This window comes from Oscillospiraceae bacterium NTUH-002-81, assembly GCA_032620915.1.
GTDB lineage: Bacteria > Bacillota > Clostridia > Lachnospirales > Lachnospiraceae > JAGTTR01.
The window spans coordinates 2,488,057-2,509,692 of record CP136052.1 but is presented as its reverse complement, the minus strand read 5'-3'; the positions used below and the strand labels follow the sequence as shown (position 1 = coordinate 2,509,692).

General features: G+C 51.6%; 22 protein-coding genes and 1 other RNA gene. 17 read left to right on the top strand and 6 right to left on the bottom strand.

Annotated elements, in window-relative coordinates:
* Nucleotides 1–17: 17 nt before the first annotated feature.
* A complete protein-coding gene (locus RJD28_12385) occupies nt 18–1,895 on the bottom strand; it encodes a sensor domain-containing diguanylate cyclase (protein WNV57083.1) in 1,878 nt (625 codons plus the stop codon).
* Between the two features lie 141 nt (nt 1,896–2,036).
* Entirely contained in the window at nt 2,037–2,846 is an 810-nt protein-coding gene (locus RJD28_12380; GenBank protein ID WNV57082.1) for a histidinol-phosphatase HisJ family protein, read from the bottom strand.
* 239 nt (nt 2,847–3,085) lie between these two features.
* Here RJD28_12380 and gap point away from each other — a divergent pair, with 239 nt between their 5' ends.
* The 13 genes from gap to RJD28_12315 all read left to right on the top strand — a co-directional run bounded on the left by gap (nt 3,086) and on the right by RJD28_12315 (nt 16,019).
* On the top strand, nt 3,086–4,102 hold the full coding sequence (gap, locus tag RJD28_12375) for a type I glyceraldehyde-3-phosphate dehydrogenase (GenBank protein WNV57081.1): 1,017 nt from the start codon (nt 3,086–3,088) through the stop codon (nt 4,100–4,102).
* A gap of 92 nt (nt 4,103–4,194) precedes the next feature.
* Complete coding sequence (locus RJD28_12370; protein ID WNV57080.1) at nt 4,195–5,385, top strand: phosphoglycerate kinase; 1,191 nt, start codon at nt 4,195–4,197, stop codon at nt 5,383–5,385.
* 32 nt (nt 5,386–5,417) lie between these two features.
* The gene (tpiA, locus tag RJD28_12365; GenBank protein ID WNV57079.1) at nt 5,418–6,170 is read left to right on the top strand and encodes a triose-phosphate isomerase; all 753 of its coding nucleotides are present in this window, start codon (nt 5,418–5,420) and stop codon (nt 6,168–6,170) included.
* 121 nt (nt 6,171–6,291) lie between these two features.
* On the top strand, nt 6,292–7,833 hold the full coding sequence (gene gpmI / locus RJD28_12360; GenBank protein ID WNV57078.1) for a 2,3-bisphosphoglycerate-independent phosphoglycerate mutase: 1,542 nt from the start codon (nt 6,292–6,294) through the stop codon (nt 7,831–7,833).
* 249 nt (nt 7,834–8,082) lie between these two features.
* A complete protein-coding gene (locus RJD28_12355; protein ID WNV57077.1) occupies nt 8,083–8,208 on the top strand; it encodes a hypothetical protein in 126 nt (41 codons plus the stop codon).
* Nucleotides 8,183–9,232 (top strand): polysaccharide deacetylase family protein, encoded by a 1,050-nt coding sequence (locus RJD28_12350; GenBank protein WNV57076.1) that lies wholly within the window; start codon nt 8,183–8,185, stop codon nt 9,230–9,232. Before RJD28_12355 ends, RJD28_12350 begins: the two co-directional genes overlap by 26 nt.
* 70 nt (nt 9,233–9,302) lie before the next feature.
* On the top strand, nt 9,303–10,598 hold the full coding sequence (gene eno, locus RJD28_12345) for a phosphopyruvate hydratase (GenBank protein WNV57075.1): 1,296 nt from the start codon (nt 9,303–9,305) through the stop codon (nt 10,596–10,598).
* 99 nt (nt 10,599–10,697) lie between these two features.
* Nucleotides 10,698–10,937, top strand: coding sequence for a preprotein translocase subunit SecG (gene secG / locus RJD28_12340; GenBank protein ID WNV57074.1), 240 nt, complete (start codon nt 10,698–10,700; stop codon nt 10,935–10,937).
* Between the two features lie 83 nt (nt 10,938–11,020).
* Nucleotides 11,021–13,159, top strand: coding sequence for a ribonuclease R (gene rnr, locus RJD28_12335; protein ID WNV57073.1), 2,139 nt, complete (start codon nt 11,021–11,023; stop codon nt 13,157–13,159).
* Nucleotides 13,160–13,627, top strand: coding sequence for an SsrA-binding protein SmpB (gene smpB, locus RJD28_12330; GenBank protein WNV57072.1), 468 nt, complete (start codon nt 13,160–13,162; stop codon nt 13,625–13,627).
* Between the two features lie 109 nt (nt 13,628–13,736).
* Nucleotides 13,737–14,079, top strand: a transfer-messenger RNA (tmRNA) gene (ssrA, locus tag RJD28_12325).
* An 80-nt stretch (nt 14,080–14,159) separates the two neighbouring features.
* Nucleotides 14,160–15,257, top strand: a complete 1,098-nt coding sequence (locus RJD28_12320) for a hypothetical protein (protein ID WNV57071.1) — start codon at nt 14,160–14,162, stop codon at nt 15,255–15,257.
* A gap of 36 nt (nt 15,258–15,293) precedes the next feature.
* Nucleotides 15,294–16,019 (top strand): DNA alkylation repair protein, encoded by a 726-nt coding sequence (locus RJD28_12315; protein WNV57070.1) that lies wholly within the window; start codon nt 15,294–15,296, stop codon nt 16,017–16,019.
* Between the two features lie 142 nt (nt 16,020–16,161).
* On the opposite strand, the gene RJD28_12310 is transcribed toward RJD28_12315, so the two are convergent.
* Together RJD28_12310 and RJD28_12305 are read right to left on the bottom strand one after the other, a co-directional pair.
* Nucleotides 16,162–16,833: a hypothetical protein gene (locus RJD28_12310; GenBank protein WNV57069.1), complete on the bottom strand. Its 672-nt coding sequence runs from the start codon at nt 16,831–16,833 to the stop codon at nt 16,162–16,164.
* Nucleotides 16,826–17,278: a sigma-70 family RNA polymerase sigma factor gene (locus RJD28_12305; GenBank protein ID WNV57068.1), complete on the bottom strand. Its 453-nt coding sequence runs from the start codon at nt 17,276–17,278 to the stop codon at nt 16,826–16,828. The genes RJD28_12310 and RJD28_12305 overlap by 8 nt, the downstream gene beginning before the upstream one ends.
* Nucleotides 17,279–17,393: 115 nt before the next feature.
* On the opposite strand from RJD28_12305, the gene RJD28_12300 reads away from it, so the two are divergent.
* A complete protein-coding gene (locus RJD28_12300; protein ID WNV57067.1) occupies nt 17,394–17,729 on the top strand; it encodes a hypothetical protein in 336 nt (111 codons plus the stop codon).
* Here RJD28_12300 and RJD28_12295 read toward each other — a convergent pair.
* Nucleotides 17,724–18,353: a hypothetical protein gene (locus RJD28_12295; protein WNV57066.1), complete on the bottom strand. Its 630-nt coding sequence runs from the start codon at nt 18,351–18,353 to the stop codon at nt 17,724–17,726. The two genes, RJD28_12300 and RJD28_12295, sit on opposite strands and share 6 nt — an antisense overlap.
* Nucleotides 18,354–18,545: 192 nt before the next feature.
* Nucleotides 18,546–18,953, bottom strand: coding sequence for an RrF2 family transcriptional regulator (locus tag RJD28_12290; GenBank protein WNV57065.1), 408 nt, complete (start codon nt 18,951–18,953; stop codon nt 18,546–18,548).
* A 134-nt stretch (nt 18,954–19,087) separates the two neighbouring features.
* Here RJD28_12290 and RJD28_12285 point away from each other — a divergent pair, with 134 nt between their 5' ends.
* From RJD28_12285 to sufB, 3 genes are all read left to right on the top strand, one after another.
* Nucleotides 19,088–19,357: a hypothetical protein gene (locus RJD28_12285; protein ID WNV57064.1), complete on the top strand. Its 270-nt coding sequence runs from the start codon at nt 19,088–19,090 to the stop codon at nt 19,355–19,357.
* A gap of 84 nt (nt 19,358–19,441) precedes the next feature.
* The gene (sufC, locus tag RJD28_12280) at nt 19,442–20,185 is read left to right on the top strand and encodes a Fe-S cluster assembly ATPase SufC (GenBank protein WNV57063.1); all 744 of its coding nucleotides are present in this window, start codon (nt 19,442–19,444) and stop codon (nt 20,183–20,185) included.
* The gene (gene sufB, locus RJD28_12275) at nt 20,145–21,620 is read left to right on the top strand and encodes a Fe-S cluster assembly protein SufB (GenBank protein WNV57062.1); all 1,476 of its coding nucleotides are present in this window, start codon (nt 20,145–20,147) and stop codon (nt 21,618–21,620) included. The genes sufC and sufB overlap by 41 nt, the downstream gene beginning before the upstream one ends.
* Nucleotides 21,621–21,636: the final 16 nt, after the last annotated feature.

The window sequence follows — 21,636 nt, the reverse complement described above, 5'->3', positions numbered from 1 at the left end:
AGAAAACGGAGTCTCCGTTACCGGGCAGGAGACTCCGTTTTCTGATGGTTCTGTTCCTTTTCCGCATACATCCGCTGATCGGCAAGGATACGGATCTTACTGGTGTCTTCGGATTCCAGCGGATAGATGGCATACCCGCAGCTGGCTCCGATCGTTAATGTCTTGTCGTCGATGATATAGGGACAGACCAGGGACCGGATGATCCGGTCTTTTGTTTGCCTGCAAAGAGGCTCCGGCATGTTGGCGCTGATGATCAGGGCAAATTCGTCGCCTCCGATGCGGAAGGCAAGATCGTTATTGCGGCTACATTCCTGAAGGCGTCTTGCAACCTCTTTTAACAGTTTGTCCCCTGTGTCGTGTCCGTAAGTATCATTGACCGGTTTAAAATGATCCAGATCAAGATAGTAGAGGACAAAGGGGAGCTTTTGCTGCTCCTTCTGATGCAGAACGCGGCTGAAATACCGTTCATTGAATAATCCTGTCAGACCATCGGTGTTTGCAAGATTCTCAAGTTCATGACGTTTGCCAATATCCTGTGCGATCATCATGACCTTTAGCGGAATGTCATTTTCGTCCCATTCTACGGCAACCACATTCATGATCATATAGACGTTTTCGGTGCGTCCGCCATACTCTATTTTCAGGATACCGTTTCCTTTGCGAAGAACCTTTTGCAGATAGTCTTTGTCTAACAGCTGGTTTATCTTCATATTTTCCGTATCCGATAATATGACATATTTTCGGGTTATTGCATCGATCAGCTCCTGATAGGCTCCGGTGTGGGAATACAGATCCTCATCACGGATGTACTCATGATATTCATAACGCGCATTGACCAGATCCACCACCGCATAGCGGTCTACAAGCTGCGTCATGCCCCAAAACAGCTGATCGGTCTGTTCTTTTTGCTTTTTCAGTGCTTCATGCATTGCTTTCTGGTGCTGCAGTTTCAAACTGGTATGTAATGTGGCAAGTCGCAAAAGCAGGAGAAGAAGACAGACGGCCAGGGCAGAGATCATTGCCAGCGTAAGGCGCAGGATCCGCTGGTCAGCAGAATTCACAGCATCTGCCTGTACAATGCCGATAATACTCCAGTCGTTGATGCCGACGGGCTGATAAACCAGATAATAGGAATGGCCGTTGCTGTGAAATGCGGCACTTCCTTCGGTCGTTTGCTCAAGATTGCGCTGCATAACGGCAAAGGTATTCTCAGAAAAAACAGCGTTATTTTTTAAATAGGTAAACAGATTATCCTGCCCTGCCAGAAATGTGGACTGGGACTCCAGGGAAAGGATGACACTGCCTCTGGCATTGACCAGATAGCAGCTGCTCTTATCTCCGTATACATTATCGGAAATCATGTTTTCAACGGTACTGACATCATAGCTTACGGCAACTCCGGTATAGCTTACGTTATCCGGTGTAAATGATTTACTTAGCGGAACTGCAAATACAACCTTATGCTTTCCGTTGCTGGCTGTGTAATCAGAGATGACTGCCTGTCCGGATGCGTACATTTTTTGAAATACATTCCGGATACTGTCAGCAGTTCCTTTTCGGTCACTGGCTGTGAGATAATCACAGTTTTCGTTGAACATATAGAAATCACTGTACTGCCAGCTGCTTTTGCGGTTTGCAAATTCCCGCCATGCGGTTTCTATATTTCCGGAATCTGTAATGTATTGCAGATTTGCATCCCAGTCGGACAACACATTCCAGTTGCGCTGGGCAAACAGGGTGAAAGTCCGGTTGACCTGCGTGTAAGTGGCAAGCAGATGGGCTGAGTTTTCTTTGTAGAGTGCCTGCTGGATATAATAACGATACAGGAAGATCCCGGACAGGAGAACTGTCACGATCGCAAGCATAAGGGAAAGGGTTTTGCAATTCTTGCCCATAAGTATCCCCCCTTCATTGTCTGCAAAGGAAAGTGATCCGAAGTTGTTTGTTTTATTATAGCATGTTTTTTTATTCAAAAAACGGGAAATTGATAACTTTTCAAATTACTTTTCAAAATATCGGAAGAATGGATCTCATTTTCACAGGGGAATAAAATCCGGCTTCCTTCCCCGGAATAAGCTATAGTAGCGAAAGCCGCAGGCTTTTAACAGGTCGGGCACCACATCAAAATCCCAGGCAATGTGCTCCGGCTTATGGGCGTCGGAGCCGATGGTAAGGATCTCTCCTCCCAGTTCCCGGTAACGTTTCAGAATGTCCGTGTGCGGATGTGCGAAGCCAAGACCGTATTTCAGGCCGGAGGTGTTCAGCTCGATGCCGATGCCTTTTTCGATGGCAGTCCTTAATATCTCATCGATGATGTCAGCATAGTCGCTGCAGTGATAGGAGGAGGCGCCGCCGTGGCCGTAGCGAACGATATAGTCCAGATGGCCGTACACCTGAAAGCCGTCAAAGGCCCGCAGGTTGGACAGGATGGCATCGAAATAGCTGCCGTAGATTTCCGCATCGGTGCGTCCCTCCATATGGTGCTGGTAATAGGGGTCGAAGCCGTCCAGCAGATGGGAGGAACCGATGATGAAATCAAAGGGCCAGGCTTTCTGATAATCGGCAAAATAGGACACCAGATGCTCCTGGAGGCCGAATTCCACGCCAAAGAGCAGCTCGATCCGGCCTTCATAGAGGGCTTTGATCCGCTGAAATTCTCTATAATAAGAAGCGGTATCCAGGTCGAAGCAGATATCGTCGTCCTCGTCCGGATAATCCACGTCCAGATGATCGGTAAAGCACATGGTTTTCAGGCCAAGCGCGATGCCCCGACGTACCATATCTTCCATGGGCGCCTCGCTGTCGCCGGAAAAAGCACAGTGCAGATGACAGTCGGTAACAATCATGGTAAATTTCTCCTCGAATAATTTTTCATAAAAAATAATAAAATAAAAATCAGAAAAAGTCCATAGTTATACGAAATATCCAAATAAGGGCTAAAATAAGGAAAAATGGGAAATTTACTTGAAATTTTTATCAAAATTGGGTAGAATGAGAAGTGGATTGCGACGGGCTTAAAATGCAATCCGAAAATGTTAAAGTATGCTGCAAAAAGCAGTAATTCAAAACTTTAGGAGGAATAAAAATGGCAGTAAAAGTAGCGATCAATGGTTTTGGACGTATCGGACGTCTGGCATTCAGACAGATGTTTGGAGCAGAAGGATATGAGGTTGTTGCAATCAACGATCTGACTGATCCGAAGATGCTGGCTCATTTATTAAAATATGATTCTTCTCAGGGAAGATATGCACTGGCTGACAAGGTAGAGGCAAAAGAGGACTCTATCGTTGTTGACGGCAAAGAGATCAAGATCTACAAAGAGGCTGACGCTTCCAAGCTTCCTTGGGGCGAGATCGGTGTTGACGTAGTTCTGGAGTGCACAGGCTTCTACACCTCCAAGGCTAAGGCTGAGGCTCATATCACAGCTGGCGCTAAGAAGGTTGTTATTTCCGCACCGGCAGGCAATGACCTTCCGACCATCGTTTACAGCGTAAACGAGAAGACACTGACACCGGATGACAAGATCATTTCCGCTGCATCCTGCACAACCAACTGCCTGGCTCCTATGGCAAAGGCTCTGAATGATTATGCACCGATTCAGTCCGGTATCATGGCTACCATTCATGCATATACCGGTGACCAGATGGTTCTTGACGGACCTCACAGAAAAGGCGACTTCCGCAGAGCTCGTGCAGCAGCTGTGAATATCGTTCCCAACTCCACAGGTGCAGCTAAGGCAATCGGCCTGGTTATCCCTGAGCTGAACGGCAAGCTGATCGGTTCCGCACAGCGTGTTCCGGTTCCGACAGGTTCCACCACCATCCTGATCGCAGTTGTAAAGGGCAGCGACGTAACAAAGGAAGGCATCAACGCAGCTATGAAGGCAGCTTCCTCCGCATCCTTCGGATACACAGAGGAGCAGCTGGTATCTTCTGATATTGTAGGCATCACCTATGGTTCTCTGTTCGATGCAACACAGACCATGGTTTCCAAGATCTCCGATGACCTCTATGAGGTACAGGTAGTATCCTGGTACGACAACGAGAACTCCTACACAAGCCAGATGGTTCGTACAATCAAATACTTTGCAGAGCTTGCATAATCCGTTGTAGATAGATAGTAAGACCTGTCAGGGTCCGGTCTTAAAGGGCCGGGCCCTTTTCTAGTGTTTCAAATATTTAGGAGGAAGAGAAAATGCTGAATAAAAAATCTGTTGATGATATTAATGTAAAAGGACTTCGTACCCTGGTAAGATGTGACTTCAACGTTCCGCTGAAGGATGGCGTGATCACAGACGAGAACCGTCTCGTTGCTGCACTGCCCACCATCAAGAAGCTGATCGCAGACGGCGGCAAGGTGATCCTTTGCTCCCACCTGGGCAAGCCGAAGGGAGAGCCCAAGCCGGAGCTGTCTCTTGCACCGGTAGCAAAGCGTCTGTCCGAGCTTCTGGGCCAGGAAGTAAAATTCGCTGCTGATCCTGAGGTGGTAGGTCCCAACGCAAAAGCAGCTGTTGCAGCCATGAAGGACGGCGATGTGATCCTTCTGGAGAACACCCGTTACAGAAAAGAAGAGACCAAGAACGGCGAGGAGTTCAGCAAAGAGCTGGCATCCCTGGCTGATGTATTTGTAGATGATGCATTCGGAACCGCACACCGTGCACACTGCTCCAATGTGGGTGTGACAAAATATGTGAAGACATCTGTTGTTGGTTACCTGATGCAGAAAGAGATCGATTTCCTCGGAAACGCAGTGACCAATCCGGAGCGCCCGTTCGTGGCAATCCTGGGCGGTTCCAAGGTTTCCTCCAAAATTTCCGTTATCAACAATCTGCTGGACAAGGTAGATGTGCTGATCATCGGCGGCGGCATGTGCTTCACTTTCGCAAAGGCACAGGGCGAGGAAGTCGGCAAATCCCTCGTAGAGGATGATTACCTGGATTACGCAAAAGAGATGATTGAGAAGGCAAAGGCAAAAGGCGTGAAGCTTCTCCTTCCGGTAGATACCGTTGCAGCAAAAGAGTTTTCCAACGATTCCCCGTACCGTGTGGTTGAGGGCAGCCTGGCAGCAGATGAGATGGGCCTGGATATCGGACCGAAGACCCAGAAGCTGTACGCAGACGCTGTAAAAGATGCCAAGACCGTTGTTTGGAACGGACCGATGGGCGTATTCGAGATGCCGAATTTCGCTGCTGGTACCATCGCTGTGGCAAAGGCTCTGTCTGAGATCGACGGCACAACCATCATCGGCGGTGGTGATTCCGCAGCAGCAGTCAACACCCTGGGATTTGGCGATAAGATGACCCATATCTCCACAGGCGGCGGCGCTTCCCTGGAATTCCTGGAGGGCAAAGAGCTTCCCGGTGTTGCAGCAGCCAACGACAAATAAGAACCGTTTTTTCAATATTGGAGGAAATGAAGATGGCAAGAAGAAAGATTATCGCAGGCAACTGGAAGATGAACAAGACTCCGTCAGAGGCCCTTTCCCTTATTGAGGAGCTCAAGCCCCTGGTGGAGACGAAGGATGCAGACGTTGTATTCTGTGTTCCGGCCATTGACCTGATGCTGGCCGTTGAGGCAGTGAAGGGAACCAATATTGAGATTGGTGCCGAGAATATGTATTTCGAAGAGAGCGGCGCATTTACCGGGGAGATTTCCCCGGCAATGCTCACCGATGTGGGCGTGAAATACGTCATCATCGGCCACTCCGAGAGAAGAGAATATTTTGCCGAGACAGATGAGACTGTGAACAAGAAGGTGAAGAAAGCCTTCGAGCATGGCCTGACACCGATCATCTGCTGCGGAGAGTCTCTCAAACAGAGAGAGCAGGGCATCACCCTGGACTGGATCCGTCAGCAGATCAAGATTGCATTCCTGGATGTAACGGCAGAGCAGGCGGCTACCGCAGTCATCGCTTATGAGCCCATCTGGGCCATCGGCACCGGCAAGGTGGCTACCACAGAGCAGGCGCAGGAAGTGTGCGGCGCCATCCGTGCATGCATCGCCGAGATCTACGACGAGGCAACCGCACAGGCTATCCGCATCCAGTACGGCGGAAGCGTATCCGCTGCAAGTGCACCGGAGCTGTTTGCACAGCCGGATATCGACGGCGGTCTGGTAGGCGGCGCTTCTCTGAAAGCCGATTTTGGAAGAATTGTAAACTATGATAAATAAATACAGGTAAAATCATGAAATGGTTCAGCCATGACAAACGAGAACAGCAATCGTGCTTGCACGAAAAGTTGAGCGAGTGCAGGCATGGCTGAACTGTTGTTTCAAGAAGGAAGATGAAAATATGAGCAAAAAACCGACTGTTTTAATGATTTTGGACGGATACGGACTCAGTGATAAAACAGAGGGCAATGCGGTTGCTCTGGCCAAGACCCCGGTGATGGATGCCCTGGAAAAAGAGTATCCCTTTGTAAAGGGTTATGCCAGCGGCCTGGCAGTGGGACTGCCGGAGGGCCAGATGGGCAACTCTGAGGTGGGCCACCTGAACATGGGCGCAGGCCGTATCGTATATCAGGAACTGACAAGAATCACAAAAGAGATCCAGGATGGCGATTTCTTCAAGAATGAAGAGCTTCTGGCAGCTGTGGAGAACTGCAAGGCACATGATTCTGCCCTGCATCTGTATGGCCTCTTATCTGACGGCGGCGTACACAGCCACAACACCCATCTGTATGCCCTGCTGCAGATGGCGAAGGATCACGGCCTGAAGAAAGTATATGTACACTGCTTCCTGGATGGCAGAGATACCCCTCCGGCATCCGGCAAGGATTATATCGAGCAGCTGCTGGATAAGATGAAAGAGATCGGTGTGGGCGAGGTTGCCAGCGTCATGGGCCGTTACTACGTGATGGACCGTGACAACCGCTGGGATCGTGTGGAGAAAGCTTACCGTGCCATGACCGCCGGTGAGGGCGAGACCGCAGTGTGCCCGCTGTGCGCCGTATCCGCATCCTATGACAAAGAAGTGACCGATGAGTTCGTTGTACCCACCGTCATCGTGAAAGACGGCAAGCCGGTGGCAACCGTACAGGACAACGACTCCATCATTTTCTACAATTTCCGCCCGGACCGTGCAAGAGAGATCACCCGCGCCTTCTGTGCGGATGAGTTTGACGGTTTCCCGCGGGAAAAACGGATCAATGTAAAATACGTTTGCTTCACCGAGTATGATGTGACCATCCCCAACAAGAGCGTGGCCTTCAAGAAGGTGGAAGTGACCAACACCTTCGGTGAGTACCTGGCAGCGCATCATATGACCCAGGCGAGAATCGCTGAGACCGAGAAATACGCCCATGTCACCTTCTTCTTCAACGGCGGCGTGGAAACACCCAACGAGGGCGAGGATCGGATCCTTGTAAAATCCCCGAAGGTTGCCACCTACGACCTGAAACCGGAGATGAGCGCTTACGAGGTTTGCGACAAGCTGGTGGATGCCATCACCGGTGGAAAATACGATGTGATCATCGTGAACTTTGCAAACCCGGATATGGTCGGCCACACCGGCATCATCGAGGCAGCAGTGAAAGCGGTTGAGGCAGTGGACGAGTGTGTGGGCAGAGCAGTTGAGGCCATCAAGAAAGTGGACGGCCAGATGTTCATCTGCGCAGACCACGGCAACTGCGAGCAGCTCATCGACGAGAAGACCGGCGAACCTTTCACCGCGCATACCACCAACCCGGTTCCGTTCCTGCTTGTGAACTACGACCCGGCTTACACCCTGCGCGACGGCGGCTGCCTGGCAGACATCGTTCCGACCATGATCGAGATGATGGGTATGGAGCAGCCCAAGGAGATGACCGGCAAGTCTCTTCTGGTGCGCAGGTAATCACTGTGCGTGAATGATGAAAATATGTGGAGCAGGATGAAAATGTCCTGCTCCTTTTCCATAGCCTTGGCGTTCTTCGCTGCTTTGCAGCCTTTTTGATCATAGGATGTTAATATTTCCGTCAGAAAAAGGAAAGGATAAAGACCATAATATAGGGTATAGTATGATTGGACAGGATTGTGCCAATGTTTTATGATGGTGCAGTTCAACGATATGATATCAGATCGGAAGATGTCAGGAGGAGTTGTGATGAAGAAAAAAAGACGGAGCAAAAAGAAGCGGGCGACTGTGGGCGGCCGGCTGCCTGACTGTGATTCTCTGTGCGGGGATCATTTTTTACGGATATCGGATGGCCCGGGCACCACAGGAGCGTGAAAGCCAGGATACTGCCCAGGAGGAAAATGCAGCCCAGGCGGGCAATACCACCAATGTGGAGGCGCAGGTGAAGGACAATCCGGATGCGAAAGATGAGACAGGAAATGGTGAGGAAACCGGCGCTGGTGATACTGCCAGTGTAGATGGACAGACTTCTGCCGATGGTACTTCCGGGGATGGATCCGGTGCCGATGCGACTAATGCCGGAAGCACTGGAAGTGCGGAGGCAGATATGGCAGCCTCTGCGGGAACGGCAGACGGCATCATTAGCAGTACTGCAGGTTCCGGCGCAGACAGCCGGGCAAAATATACCGGCGATATTTCTGCACTGGACAATACGCTTCAGGGATGGGGACAGGGCGTACAGTTCGACAGTCTGAACCGACCACAGGGAGCGGTGACAGCACAGGAAAAATATGGAAAATACAGTGCGGATTTCATCCGTACCGATGAGTCGGATGCGAAGCGCATTTACCTGACCTTCGATGAAGGATATGAGAACGGCTATACTTCCCGGATTCTGGACGTGCTGAAAGAGAAAAACTGTCCGGCTGTGTTTTTTGTGACTATGCCATATGTCAAACAGCAGCCGGAACTGATCCGACGGATGATTGATGAGGGCCACATTGTAGGAAACCATTCCGTTACCCATCCGTCCGGGGGACTGCCGTCCCAGAGCCGGGAGCAGCAGGAGAGAGAATTGCTGGATCTGCACGATTACGTGAAGGAGAATTTCGGTTATGAGATGTCCCTGTTCCGCTATCCGGCGGGCAAATTCAGTGAACAGTCGCTGGCTATCGTCCAGAATGTGGGTTATACAAGTGTTTTCTGGAGCTTTGCCTATAAGGACTGGGATCCGGACAACCAGCCGGAAGCGACAGCTGCCCTGGCCAAATTAAAGGAACGGCTGCATCCCGGCGCTATTTATCTTTTGCACGCAGTATCCAGCACCAATACTCAGGTACTGGGGCAGTTCATTGACGATGCCCGGGCCGCGGGATATGAATTTGTGCCCTACAGGTAGGCGCTCGAACACATAAAATCTCCCGTCTGTCGCATACTAACACAGATGTTGACAGACAGGAGGTTTTTTTATGTGCAAAATTGAAAGAATCCATGCCCGGGAAATTCTGGATTCCCGGGGAAACCCGACGGTAGAGGTGGAAGTGCACACCGTTTCCGGTGCCTTTGGCCGGGCAGCGGTTCCCTCCGGTGCTTCTACCGGTATCCATGAAGCGCTGGAGCTGCGTGACACATCCGACCGTCGATATCTGGGAAAAGGTGTGCAGCAGGCGGTAGCCAATGTGAACGGGCCCATTGCGGAGGTGCTGCGGGGGCTGCCGGTGACAGAACAGTGTGCCATTGACCGGGAGATGCTGCGGCTGGACGGGACACCCAACAAAAGCCGGCTGGGGGCCAACGCCATCCTTGGTGTCTCCATGGCTTGTGCCAGGGCAGCCGCGGACTTTGTGGGCGTGCCGCTGTACACCTATCTGGGCGGGTTTCACGCCATTCATCTGCCCAATCCCATGATGAACATCTTAAACGGCGGTCGGCATGCAGACAACACCGTGGATCTGCAGGAATTCATGATCATGCCTGTGGGGGCCGACAGCTTTCATGAGGGGCTGCGCATGTGTACCGTGGTGTATCATCAGCTGAAAGCTGTGCTGGCAGAACGGGGACTGTCTACCGCTGTGGGGGATGAGGGTGGTTTTGCACCGGATCTGGCTTCCTCCGAGCAGGTGCTGGAGCTGATGACAGAGGCTGTGAAAAAAAGCGGTTTCCGCCCGGGGGAGGACATTGTCTTTGCCCTGGATGCGGCGGCCAGCGAGCTGTACGATGAGGGCGCCGGGGTATATGCTTTTCCCGGAGAAAGCAAAATGAAAGGCGAGCGTATCGTCCGGGATGCAAGAGAAATGGTGGCCTACTATGAGGAACTGCTGGAACGTTTTCCCATCGTATCCATTGAGGACGGACTGGATGAGGACGACTGGGAGGGCTGGCAGTACATGACCGAGCGCCTCTCCGACAAAACCCAGCTGGTGGGAGACGATCTGTTCGTCACCAATCCTGACCGGCTTCGGGCAGGCATCCGCCTCCATGTGGCCAACGCCATTCTCATCAAAGTGAACCAGATCGGCACCCTGACGGAAACCTTCGAGGCCATCGAAACCGCCCACCGGGCCGGGTACGCGGCTGTCATTTCCCATCGCTCCGGTGAAACCGAGGACACCACCATCGCAGACCTGGCGCTGGCCGTCAATGCCGGACAGATCAAGACCGGTGCGCCATGCCGCTCTGACCGGACAGCCAAGTATAATCAGTTGCTGCGGCTGGAAGAATTGCTGGGGGATAATGCCAGATTTGGGAATCCGTTTGGAAACTAGTATTGGAAACTAGTCCGCACCCTGAAGTGAAAAGTACTTGAAAAAACTTCCCCTCTATGGTAAACTAAAAACTGGTTTAGCCGCAGGAGGTGTTAAATAGTGGAAGTTTTAAGAATTATTCTGACAATTTTGTTTGTAATAGACTGTATTGCATTAACAGTGCTTGTATTACTTCAGGAAGGCAAGAATGGCGGTCTGGGTGCCCTGAGCGGAGCAGCGGACAGCTACTGGAGCCGCAATAAAGGCCGGTCAATGGAAGGGCATCTGGTGAAAGCAACCATCGTTCTCGGTGCGCTGTTCATTATCCTGGCATTGGTTCTGAATTTAAACATTTTCTAATACAAAAGCACTCTCCTTGCGAGGGTGTTTTTTGTTTCATAGGAAATTGGTTGTATTGCATATTTTGACGGAAAGGAACTGGAATGACGGAAGAACAGAGACGGCAGCGGGCGGATATGATCACCCGCCTGGTGAATGATGAACATTATGTGCCCATGAAGGTGAAGGAGATGGCGATTCTTCTGGGCGTTTCCCGGGAGCAGCGGGGAGAACTGCAGGAGGTGCTGGATCTTCTTGTGGAGGAAGGAAAGATTTCTCTGTCCAAGCGTGGAAAATACAGCAAGGCGGAGCCGAAGCTGGTGAAGGGTGTGTATACAGGCAATACCCGGGGCTTCGGGTTTGTGACGGTGGAAGGTGAGCCGGACGACATTTATATTCCCGAGGGGGCAGCGCAGAATGCCCTGCATCAGGATGTGGTGGAAGTGGAGATCACCGGCCGCCAGAGCGGACGGCGCCGGGAGGGCCGGGTCATCCGGGTGCTGGAGCGCGGCATCCACACGATGGTGGGCACCTTTGAACGAAATAAGACCTACGGGTTTGTGATCCCGGATAACCTGAAAATCGCCCGGGATATTTTTATCCCGCTGGAGCGCAGCATGGGCGCTGTCACCGGCCATAAGGTGATGGTGGAGATCACGGATTATGGCAACGGAAAGGACAAGAACCCGGAGGGCAGGGTGACAGAGATTCTGGGGCACATCAATGATCCCGGTGTGGATATTCTTTCCATTATCCGGGCCTATGATCTACCGGAGGTATTTCCGGAGAAGGTGATGCATCAGGCAGAGCGGACACCGGATGCGGTAAGCAGTGCAGATATGGCGGGACGGCTGGATCTGCGGGACTGGCAGATGGTGACTATTGATGGTGAAGATTCCAGGGATCTGGACGATGCGGTGTCTTTGACAGAAGAGAATGGTCTGTATACGTTGGGCGTGCACATTGCGGATGTGAGTAACTATGTCCAGGAAGGCAGTGCCCTTGACCGGGAAGCTTACGAGCGGGGCACCAGCATTTATCTGGTGGATCGGGTGATCCCCATGCTGCCCCACAAGCTGTCCAACGGCATTTGTTCGCTGAATGCCGGAGAGGATCGGCTGGCGCTGAGCTGCATCATGACCATCAATGGCAAGGGACAGGTGGTGGAACATCGGATTGCAGCGACCGTGGTGCGGGTGGATGAGCGGATGACGTACACCAGTGTGAAAAAGATTCTGGAGGACGAAGATCCGGCGGAGATCAGCCGCTATGAAAAACTGGTACCCATGTTCCGGCATATGGCAACGCTGGCCGGCATTTTGAGAAACAAGCGCCGAAAACGGGGATCCATTGATTTTGATTTTCCGGAAACGAAGATCATTCTGGACACCAGGGGAATTCCGGTGGATATCCATCCTTATGAGAGAAACACCGCAACCAAGATCATTGAGGATTTCATGCTCATCGCCAATGAGACTGTGGCCGAGGATTATTTCTGGCAGGAACTTCCCTTTGTTTACCGGACACACGATGCGCCGGATCCGGAGAAAATCCGGGCGCTGGGTATGTTTATCAATAATTTTGGTTATTCCATCCATGCGGGCAATGGCGATATTCATCCCAAGGAGTTACAAAAGTTGCTGGACAAGGTGGATGGCACCACTCAGGAGCCATTGATTTCCCGACTGACCTTACGATCCATGAAGCAGGCGAAATATACACCCTTCTGTACCGGGCATTTTGGCCTGTCGGCTCAGTATTACTGCCATTTTACATCACCCATCCGCCGGTATCCGGATCTGCAGATCCACCGGATCATCAAGGAAAATCTGCGTGGTAAGTTAAATGGCGACCGGATTGCTCATTATCAGGGAATTCTGGAAGAGGTTTCCAAGCATTCCAGCGAGATGGAGCGCCGGGCAGATGAGGCCGAGCGGGAGACGGACAAGCAGAAGAAAACAGAATATATGGCAGCCCGGATCGGCCAGTGCTTTGATGGCGTGATTTCCGGTGTGACGGCCTATGGGCTGTATGTGGAGCTGCCCAGCACCATTGAGGGACTGGTACATGTGAACAGTCTGGACGACGATTATTATATTTTTCATGAAGACGCCTACGAACTGGTGGGAGAGCACACCGGCAAGGCATACAAGTTAGGGCAGCAGGTACGCATCCGGGTAGCCGGGGCGGACGAGCTGGCCCGCACCATTGATTTTGAACTGGCAGAACAGGGGGAGAGATAGATGGCAAAAGAAACAAAACGGCTCATTGCCAACAACAAGAAAGCTTATCACGATTATTTTATCGAGGAAACCTATGAAACGGGCATCGTGCTTCACGGAACAGAGGTAAAATCCTTGCGCATGGGCAAATGCAGCATTAAGGAGTCCTACATTCAGGAGGACAAAGGCGAATTGTTTATTTACAAAATGAACATCAGCCCTTATGAGAAAGGCAATATTTTCAATAAAGATCCGCTGCGGGTGCGCAAGCTCCTGCTCCATCGATATGAGATCAACAAGCTTATGGGAAAAATTAAGGAAAAGGGCTATACCATGGTGCCTTTGAAGGTGTATTTTTCCGGCAGCCTGGTGAAAGTGGAGATGGGGCTGGCAAGAGGTAAAAAGCTCTATGACAAGCGGCAGGATATCGCGAAGAAGGATATGCGCAGAGAGGCTGAGCGGGATTTCAAGATCCGGAATATCAAGTGATTACGTTACGTAAATTTGGGATTTCCAGGCCTTGACAACCCGGCATCCGATGCATATAATATAGTAACAACCCTTCAGCGAAGGCAGCCGTAGGCGGCATTACAGTACCGGGGTAGTACTGGTTTCGACAGGGGTTCTGCAACTGGTGAAGCTATTCGAGGAACATGACCTTGTAAAACATGTATCTAAATACAAACGCTGAAGATAATTTAGCAATCGCTGCCTAATCGCAGCTGTCAGTGCCTGGTGTCCTGCAGCCAGGTTCCTGGCATCAAACACCGCAGGGAACCTTATTTACTAAGCTTTGCGTAAGTAAGAGTATCATGAAGCTACTGATCCGGTAAGGGTGTTCGTTCCCGTGCCGGAGAGGGAATGCCAAATAACGGACTATAATAGTAGAAGAACAGTGAATGGGCTTTTGGACACGGGTTCAAATCCCGTCTACTCCATAGAGAAACGTCCGTTTACCGGGCGTTTTTCTTTTGAAAAATTTTGGAAAATACAAAGCGATATGGAAGAAAGGGGCGGTGTCATGGAACATAGGCAGACGGTTACGTACGAGATCATGCATCTGGATCGACGGGTGGCATCTGTCGATACGGCTGGCCGAAGCCGCGTGTATTTCCGGTCTTTTCTGCCATACAACCTTTTTCTGAAAGAAGAGCGAGACATTGACACGCTGGTAAATAACCTGACCAATTTTTATTACTGGTGCTCCGGCCGGGTGCTGACGTTGGATCGGACATATGCGAAAGCGCTGCTGAACAGCATTGGTATGCAGCAGGCGGTGACGGATAAGGAGCGGGCGGCCATTGCGCTGACTTACCGGTGTGCTTCCATCACGGATGTTTTCTGGGTGAGAAAAAAAGGCGAGAAGGTGACATTTTCGCAGATCAATTTGTATGAAAATCATCTGGAAAATACATTTCTGGATATTTCTCTGCGGGGCAGGCAGTACAGTGTGCAGAACCAGGCGCTGGCAAGAGATCTGTCCACCAATGGTTGTTTCCCGAAAGCGTGGCGGCGGACGGCGCAGGGATTTCAGCTGCTGAAGGATGGCGGTCAGGAGGCCGTGGCCAGGGAGATACTGGCCAGCAGAATCTGCCGTTGCTTTGATGTGGCGCAGGTGTTGTATGAGGAAGGCACTTTTGACGGGGAAAAGGTGAGCGTCAGTGAGAATATGACTTCCCCGGCCATTTCTATCGCGTCCATGGAAGCGCTGTCCATTTGGCTGGCAAATCATGACAAAGATGTGGAAAAATATGTGCTTTCTCTGGACAGGCATGGATATTATATGATGAATGTGATGGATTATCTGGTGGGAAATACGGATCGTCACTGGGGAAACTGGGGGGTTCTGGTGGACACGAGAACAAACCGGCCCTTGTCTTTGCATCCGCTGATGGATTTTAACCAGTCGTTTTTGGCCTATGATACGCAGGACGGCGCCAACTGCCAGACATTGTTTGGACGGCGGGGCACCCAGCGGCAGGCGGCAGAGGAAGCGGTGCGAAAGATCGGGCTGTCGCAGATAAAGGAGATCGGCAGGGTTATTTTCCGGGATCTGCCGCAGTATGAGGATATGTTTTTCCGGAGATTGCACCATTTACAGATGATCGCGAAAAAATAACAGGAAAAACTGAAGATAGAAAACGGGAGAGGTACGATGAAAGAGATCGAAGAGAACTTATGGAAGCTGCAGGATAAAAAATACCGGGAGTTTCACAGAAAACTCATCCCCAATGTGGATCCGGAGACGATCATCGGGGTGCGCACCCCGGTACTGCGGACTTACGCAAAGCAGCTGCTGAAAAAGGCGGCCAATGACCCGGAGGTGTCCGGCATGCTGGGAGAGTTTCTGTGGGAGCTGCCGCACAGATATTATGAGGAAAATAATCTGCACGGCATGCTGCTGGAGGGGATGCCGAATTTCGATGCCTGCGCCTGGGCATTGGACGAATTTCTACCCTACGTGGATAACTGGGCGACCTGTGATCTGCTCCGGCCAAAAGCGCTTGTGATGAAGCCCTGCGAATTCCGGGCAAAGATTCTCGGCTGGATGTGCAGCGATCATCCGTACACCGTGCGGTTTGGCATTGAGATGCTCATGACCTATTTTCTGGACGACTGGTTCCAGGAGGATTATCTGAACTGGGTGGCGCAGATCCGTTCGGAAGAATATTACGTCAACATGATGATTGCCTGGTTCTTTGCAACGGCGCTGGCAAAGCACTATGAGGCGGCGCTGCCTTACATAGAGAATCATAATCTTGCCGTGTGGACACACAACAAGACAATCCAGAAGGCGGTGGAAAGCTATCGGATCACGCCGGAGCAGAAAACTTATCTAAAGACCTTGAAGATCAAAGCTTCCAAGGGTAAGAAAAATTAAAAAGGATACATGCGGCTTTATTTATATGAGACAAAAACAAACGCTGGACAAAACCAAAAAGTGGTTTTGCACAGCGTTTTTGTGTTACACATCAATTTTTGCAGGCTGTTGGATATGCAGATACGTCACCGGAAAATCATATTTATTCACTGGCGGACATGGCCTGGATGATGGCGGTCACAGTCTCTTCCTCTACCTGGGGTGTGAAGGAGAGGGCATAGGAATACGTATCATCTGACCAGACGGCCAGGAAATAGCCGTCTGCATCTCCTTTCAGCGTGACTTCTTCGCCTGCGATGGTTTGTGTGGTGACGGTATCGTAGACGTTATAGTCGCCGGAGATATCCTCCTGTCCCGGGATTTTTCGGAAGGTGACAGAAGCGTCGGCATTTTCATAGGTGATTTCTGCATATTCACCCCAGCAGTCCAGATAGGAAACGGTGTCCGGGGTGAAGGGAAGTTCTGCCAGATCTTCCACCGGAAAGCCCAGTGCTGCGGAGAGGGCAGCAGCGGAATCGTAAGATACCATCCCATTGACGATGGTGGTCTGTTCTTCTCCGGGGAAGTCGGTATCGCTGCTGGCACTGTCGGGACTGGTTCCGGTGTCGGGGCTTAACAGGCGGGGGAGTACCAGCGCCGCGCACAGAAGCAGGGCGACACAGGCTACCGCCGGATACCATCGCTGGAATGTTTTGCCCCGGTATTTGCTGGAAGCTTTCCGGACTTCCGGCTGTTGGATATTTTTCAGAATCCGCTCCCGCATGTCGGGGGTCACTTCTATGTTCTCCATGATTTCCTGATATGTTTTACGCAAAGTCATACGCCTCCTTCAGAATGGTTTTCAGGCGCTTACGGGCGCGGGTCAGGTCGGAACGGACGGTGCTTTCCCTGCGGCCTACGATGGCGGCGATCTGTGCGGCGGAATATCCCTCCTGATAAAACAGATGGATGATTTCCCGTTGGGCCACCGGCAGCTGAGAAATGGCTTCCCAGACAAAAGAAAGGTCCTCCCGTTCCTCTGCGATCAGTTCCTCGTTGAGCTCGTCGGTGGTGCGCAGCCGGTTGTATCTGATCCTGTTTTTGCTCAGATTGGTAGCCGTCCGCAGCAGCCAGGCCTTTTCGTGGGCGGCGTTTTCAAAGACAGGAGTTGTTTTCAGATACTGTACCAGCGTGTCCTGCAAGATATCTTCGGCGTCGCTCAGATTATGCACATAGGTGTAAGCCAGCCGCAGAATGTGATTGCCATAATTGTCCAGCAAACGAGATGCTGTTTCGGTGCGGGCTGTGGACTGTGATTGGGACGAAGTATCTGTGCGGGAAGCAGCCTGTGATCGGTATATGGCTTTCGGATAGGCAGGAACCTGTGACCGGTATATGGCTTTGGGGCAGGAAGCATCCTGTGACTGGGATATGACTTTTGAACTGGCAATCGCTTGCCATAAAGCGGAAGTGGCTGCTCGGTGTATTCTTGTTAATCCAGCCATGATTCCTGAATCATATGCAGTTTTGGAACATAAAATTTTGGAACGGCTCATTCTATGTGGCCAAATGCCAGTTTCAGACCGGAAAATGACTTCCAATGGGCGGATCAATTTTGCCAGAAAAGGGAAAGGTGTCCATTCCTTTCGCATGTATAGCTCCATGAAAATTCCTCCTGTAAGGTGCGCTCGCATAAGTGCAGGCGCGTTGTTTGCGCCTGTTATTTTATGAAAGCTCAGCCAGTGTCCGAATATACTCAGCCATAGTATCCGCATCCAGAGCAGCACTGCTGCCGATGGCGTAGGAGTGTTCCTCATCTGACCAGAAAGCCACATGCAGCTGCTGATCGGCATCACCTTTTACTGTGATGTTCAGGCCGTCCAGTGAAATGGTGTCTTCGTAAGCATAGACGTTGTAATCGCCGCTGAGATCATCTGTGAGCGTGCCCTTGCGGAAATACATTTCTTCGTCGCCGTTTTCGTAGCTGACATGGATCATTTCGTCGGGGATGGCAGTGATGGCTTCCTGAGTGTAGCCGTCAATGGAAGCGGGCACGGAAATGGAAAATCCGGCCAGCGCTTCGGCGTCCTCCAGGGTGTCACATTCGGTGAATGGATTGGGGATCTGTGTCTGATCGTCGGTGGAAATGATATCCGGGGCATTGTCGTTGAAGAGTTCAGTTGTCTTGTTTGCATTTGCCTGATCTTCGGTATTTTCCGTGGAGATGACAGCGTCTGCAGATTTCGCATCTTTTGTAGAGGCAGCATTGTCTGTGGATTTCGCGCCGCATCCGTTCAGGGTGCCAAGAGACAGGGTGAGCAGGGAGCAAAGAAGCATTGCAGTTGTTTTTTTCATAAGTTATCGTCCTTTCTGTAAATCGAACCATAAGAAACACGCTTTGCGAGTTTCTCATGGTTATCGCGGCAGTCGTCAAGGTCTCGTGCAAGCACGGACTTTGACTCGTTGCTCGCGCAAATAAAAAGCAGTAACGGATGAACCGTTCTGCTTTCTATACAACTGGACATATTAAAATGCTGCATCAAAAAATTATTTTTTTTCCATCAGGTCTTCCAGTGTCACACTGTCCAGAAAACCGGAGACGAGATCATCCAGCTTTCTCCACAGAGGAAGGGCGCGGCATACCTCCTGGCGGTTGCAGTCGTGGCCCTCATCCAGGCAGCTGACGGTGATCAGGTTACCCTCCACCAGCCGGAGAATGGTGCCGACAGTGATTTCGGAGGGTTGATGGGACAGACGATATCCGCCGCCTTTGCCCTTCACCCCTTCTAGCAGGCCGTTCTGGTTCATGGGGCGGACGATGCTCTCCAGATATTTTTCGGAAATTTCCTGCCGGGCGGCGATTTCCTTCAGCGGAACGTATTCGCCGGAGGCATAGTGCTCGGCCAGGTCTATCATTGTGCGCAGGGCGTACCGGCCCCGGGTAGATATCATCATAAGATCAGAGTCCTTCTTTCTTTTCTGCTCATAAGCGGCAATTCCGTTCAGCCGCGTCATTCGTAGCAAATATCTGGCTGAACTGTTTTTCTATATTATAGCGAATGTGTTCATCTTGTGCAAGGGCGGAACCTGTGGCTGGCCCCGCAGTTCACGAGCGCCATTCGCAAAACCGCATCTGCGATGCTTTCCGCCGCTGCGCAGCTGGTTTTTGCACATGGCTGGCCCCGCAGTTCACCCGCGCCATTCGCAAAACCGCATCTGCGATGCTTTCCGCTGCTGCGCAGCTCATTTTTGCTCATGAGAAGGCGCTCTCTTCGGATGTTCATGTATCCAGATTTTCATGCAAGCATGAAATCTGTCCACAAGAACATCCGAGTGAACTGCGGGAATCAACCTATTGACTTTGTGGGTAATTGGGGTTACAATACATTCAGCCTATGAAAATAGTAGGTTAAAAAGGGTAAAAAACAGAACGGAGGATACTTATGTCGAATACATTACTGGAAGTGAACAATTTATCCGTAAACGTGGAGGAGAAGGAGATCCTTCACGGTGTGAGTTTGAAGATTAATAAAGGAGAGACCCATGTGCTGATGGGGCCCAACGGGGCGGGCAAATCCACGCTGGGCTATGCGCTGATGGGACATCCGAAATATCATATTACCGGCGGCGAGATTTATTTTCAGGGAAAGGAGATCAGCCAGGAGGGCGCGGACAAGCGGGCGAAGGATGGCCTGTTTCTTTCCTTTCAGAGCCCTATGGAGGTGGCCGGTCTGTCCCTGGGCAGCTTTATCCGCAACGCCTGTGAGCAGCGCAGCAGCAGCCGGATCCGCCTGTGGGAGTTCCAGCGGGAGCTGAACAAGAACATGAAGCTTTTGCAGATGGATCCCTCCTACGCCGAGCGTGACTTGAACGTGGGATTTTCCGGCGGTGAGAAAAAGAAAGCGGAGATTTTGCAGCTGCTCATGCTCAATCCGTCACTGGCCATCCTGGATGAGACGGATTCCGGCCTGGATGTGGATGCGGTACGCACCGTTTCCGAGGGCGTGGAAGAGTACCAGAAGCGGCGGGACGGCGGTCTGCTGATCATCACCCACAGCACCAGAATTCTGGAGGCACTGCATGTGGATTACACGCACGTACTGGTGGACGGACGGATCGTCCGCACCGGCGACGCATCACTGGTGGATGAGATCAACGAGCACGGCTTTGAATCCTTCCTTGGATAAGGGCAGCAGGAGGACAACGACATGGAAAAAGAAGAAAAAGACTTATGTGGAGGACATAGACCGAAGCATATACGATATCAAAGATGAGGAAAAGGACGCCTTCAAGCTGGAGGAAGGGCTGACACCGGACATCGTGCAGCAGATTTCAAAGGAGAAAAAGGATCCGGCCTGGATGGAGCTTTTCCGACTGCAGTCTCTGCAGATTTACAATGAACTGAAGGTGCCCGAGTGGGGCCCGTCCATCGAAGGGTTGGATATGAGCCACATTGTGACCTACGTCCGTCCCAACACCCGGATGACGGCCAAATGGTCGGAGGTGCCTCAGGACATCAAGGATACGTTCGAGCGGCTGGGCATTCCCCAGGCGGAGCGGAAATCCCTGGCCGGTGTGGGCGCCCAGTACGATTCCGAGCTGGTGTACCATAATGTGCGCCAGGAGGTGGCCGAGCAGGGCGTTGTGTATACCGATATGGAAAGTGCCCTGAAAGGGGAGTACGCCGACATGGTGCGCAAGCATTTCATGAAGCTGGTAAAACCCACCGACCACAAGTTTGCCGCCCTGCACGGGGCTGTCTGGTCCGGCGGATCGTTCGTATATGTGCCGCCGGGTGTTTCCGTGGAAATTCCGCTGCAGTCTTATTTCCGGTTAAATGCACCGGGCGCCGGACAGTTTGAGCACACGCTGATCATCGTGGATGAGGGCGCATCCCTGCATTTCATCGAGGGCTGTTCCGCACCGAAGTACAACATCGCCAACCTGCATGCAGGCTGTGTGGAGCTGTTTGTGGGCAAGAACGCCAAGCTGCGGTATTCCACCATTGAGAACTGGTCGAAAAATATGTACAACCTGAACACCAAGCGGGCGCTGGTGGAAGAAGGCGGTACCATTGAATGGGTATCCGGCTCCTTTGGTTCCCACGTTTCCTACCTGTATCCCATGAGTATCCTGAAGGGAAAAGGTGCCCGGATGGAATTCACCGGCATCACCTTCGCGGGCAAGGGTCAGAATCTGGACACGGGCGCCAAGGTGGTGCACGCGGCACCGGAAACCTCTTCCTATATGAATACCCGTTCCATTTCCAAGGACGGCGGTATCAGTACCTTCCGAAGCTCCGTGGTGGTCACCGGGGAAGCGAAGAAATCCCGTTCCGCCGTTTCCTGTCAGTCTCTGATGCTGGACACCATTTCCCGGTCGGATACGATCCCGGCCATGGACATCCGCACCGCGGATGCCGATGTGGGTCATGAGGCGCGGATCGGCCGCATCAGCGATGAAGCGGTATTTTATCTCATGTCCCGCGGCATCAGCGAGGAGGAAGCCCGGGCCATGATCGTCAGCGGTTTTGCGGACAACGTATCCAAGGAGCTGCCGCTGGAGTACGCGGTGGAAATGAACAATCTGATCCAGCTGGAAATGAAGGGCAGCATCGGGTAAGGAAAAGGAGGAATGG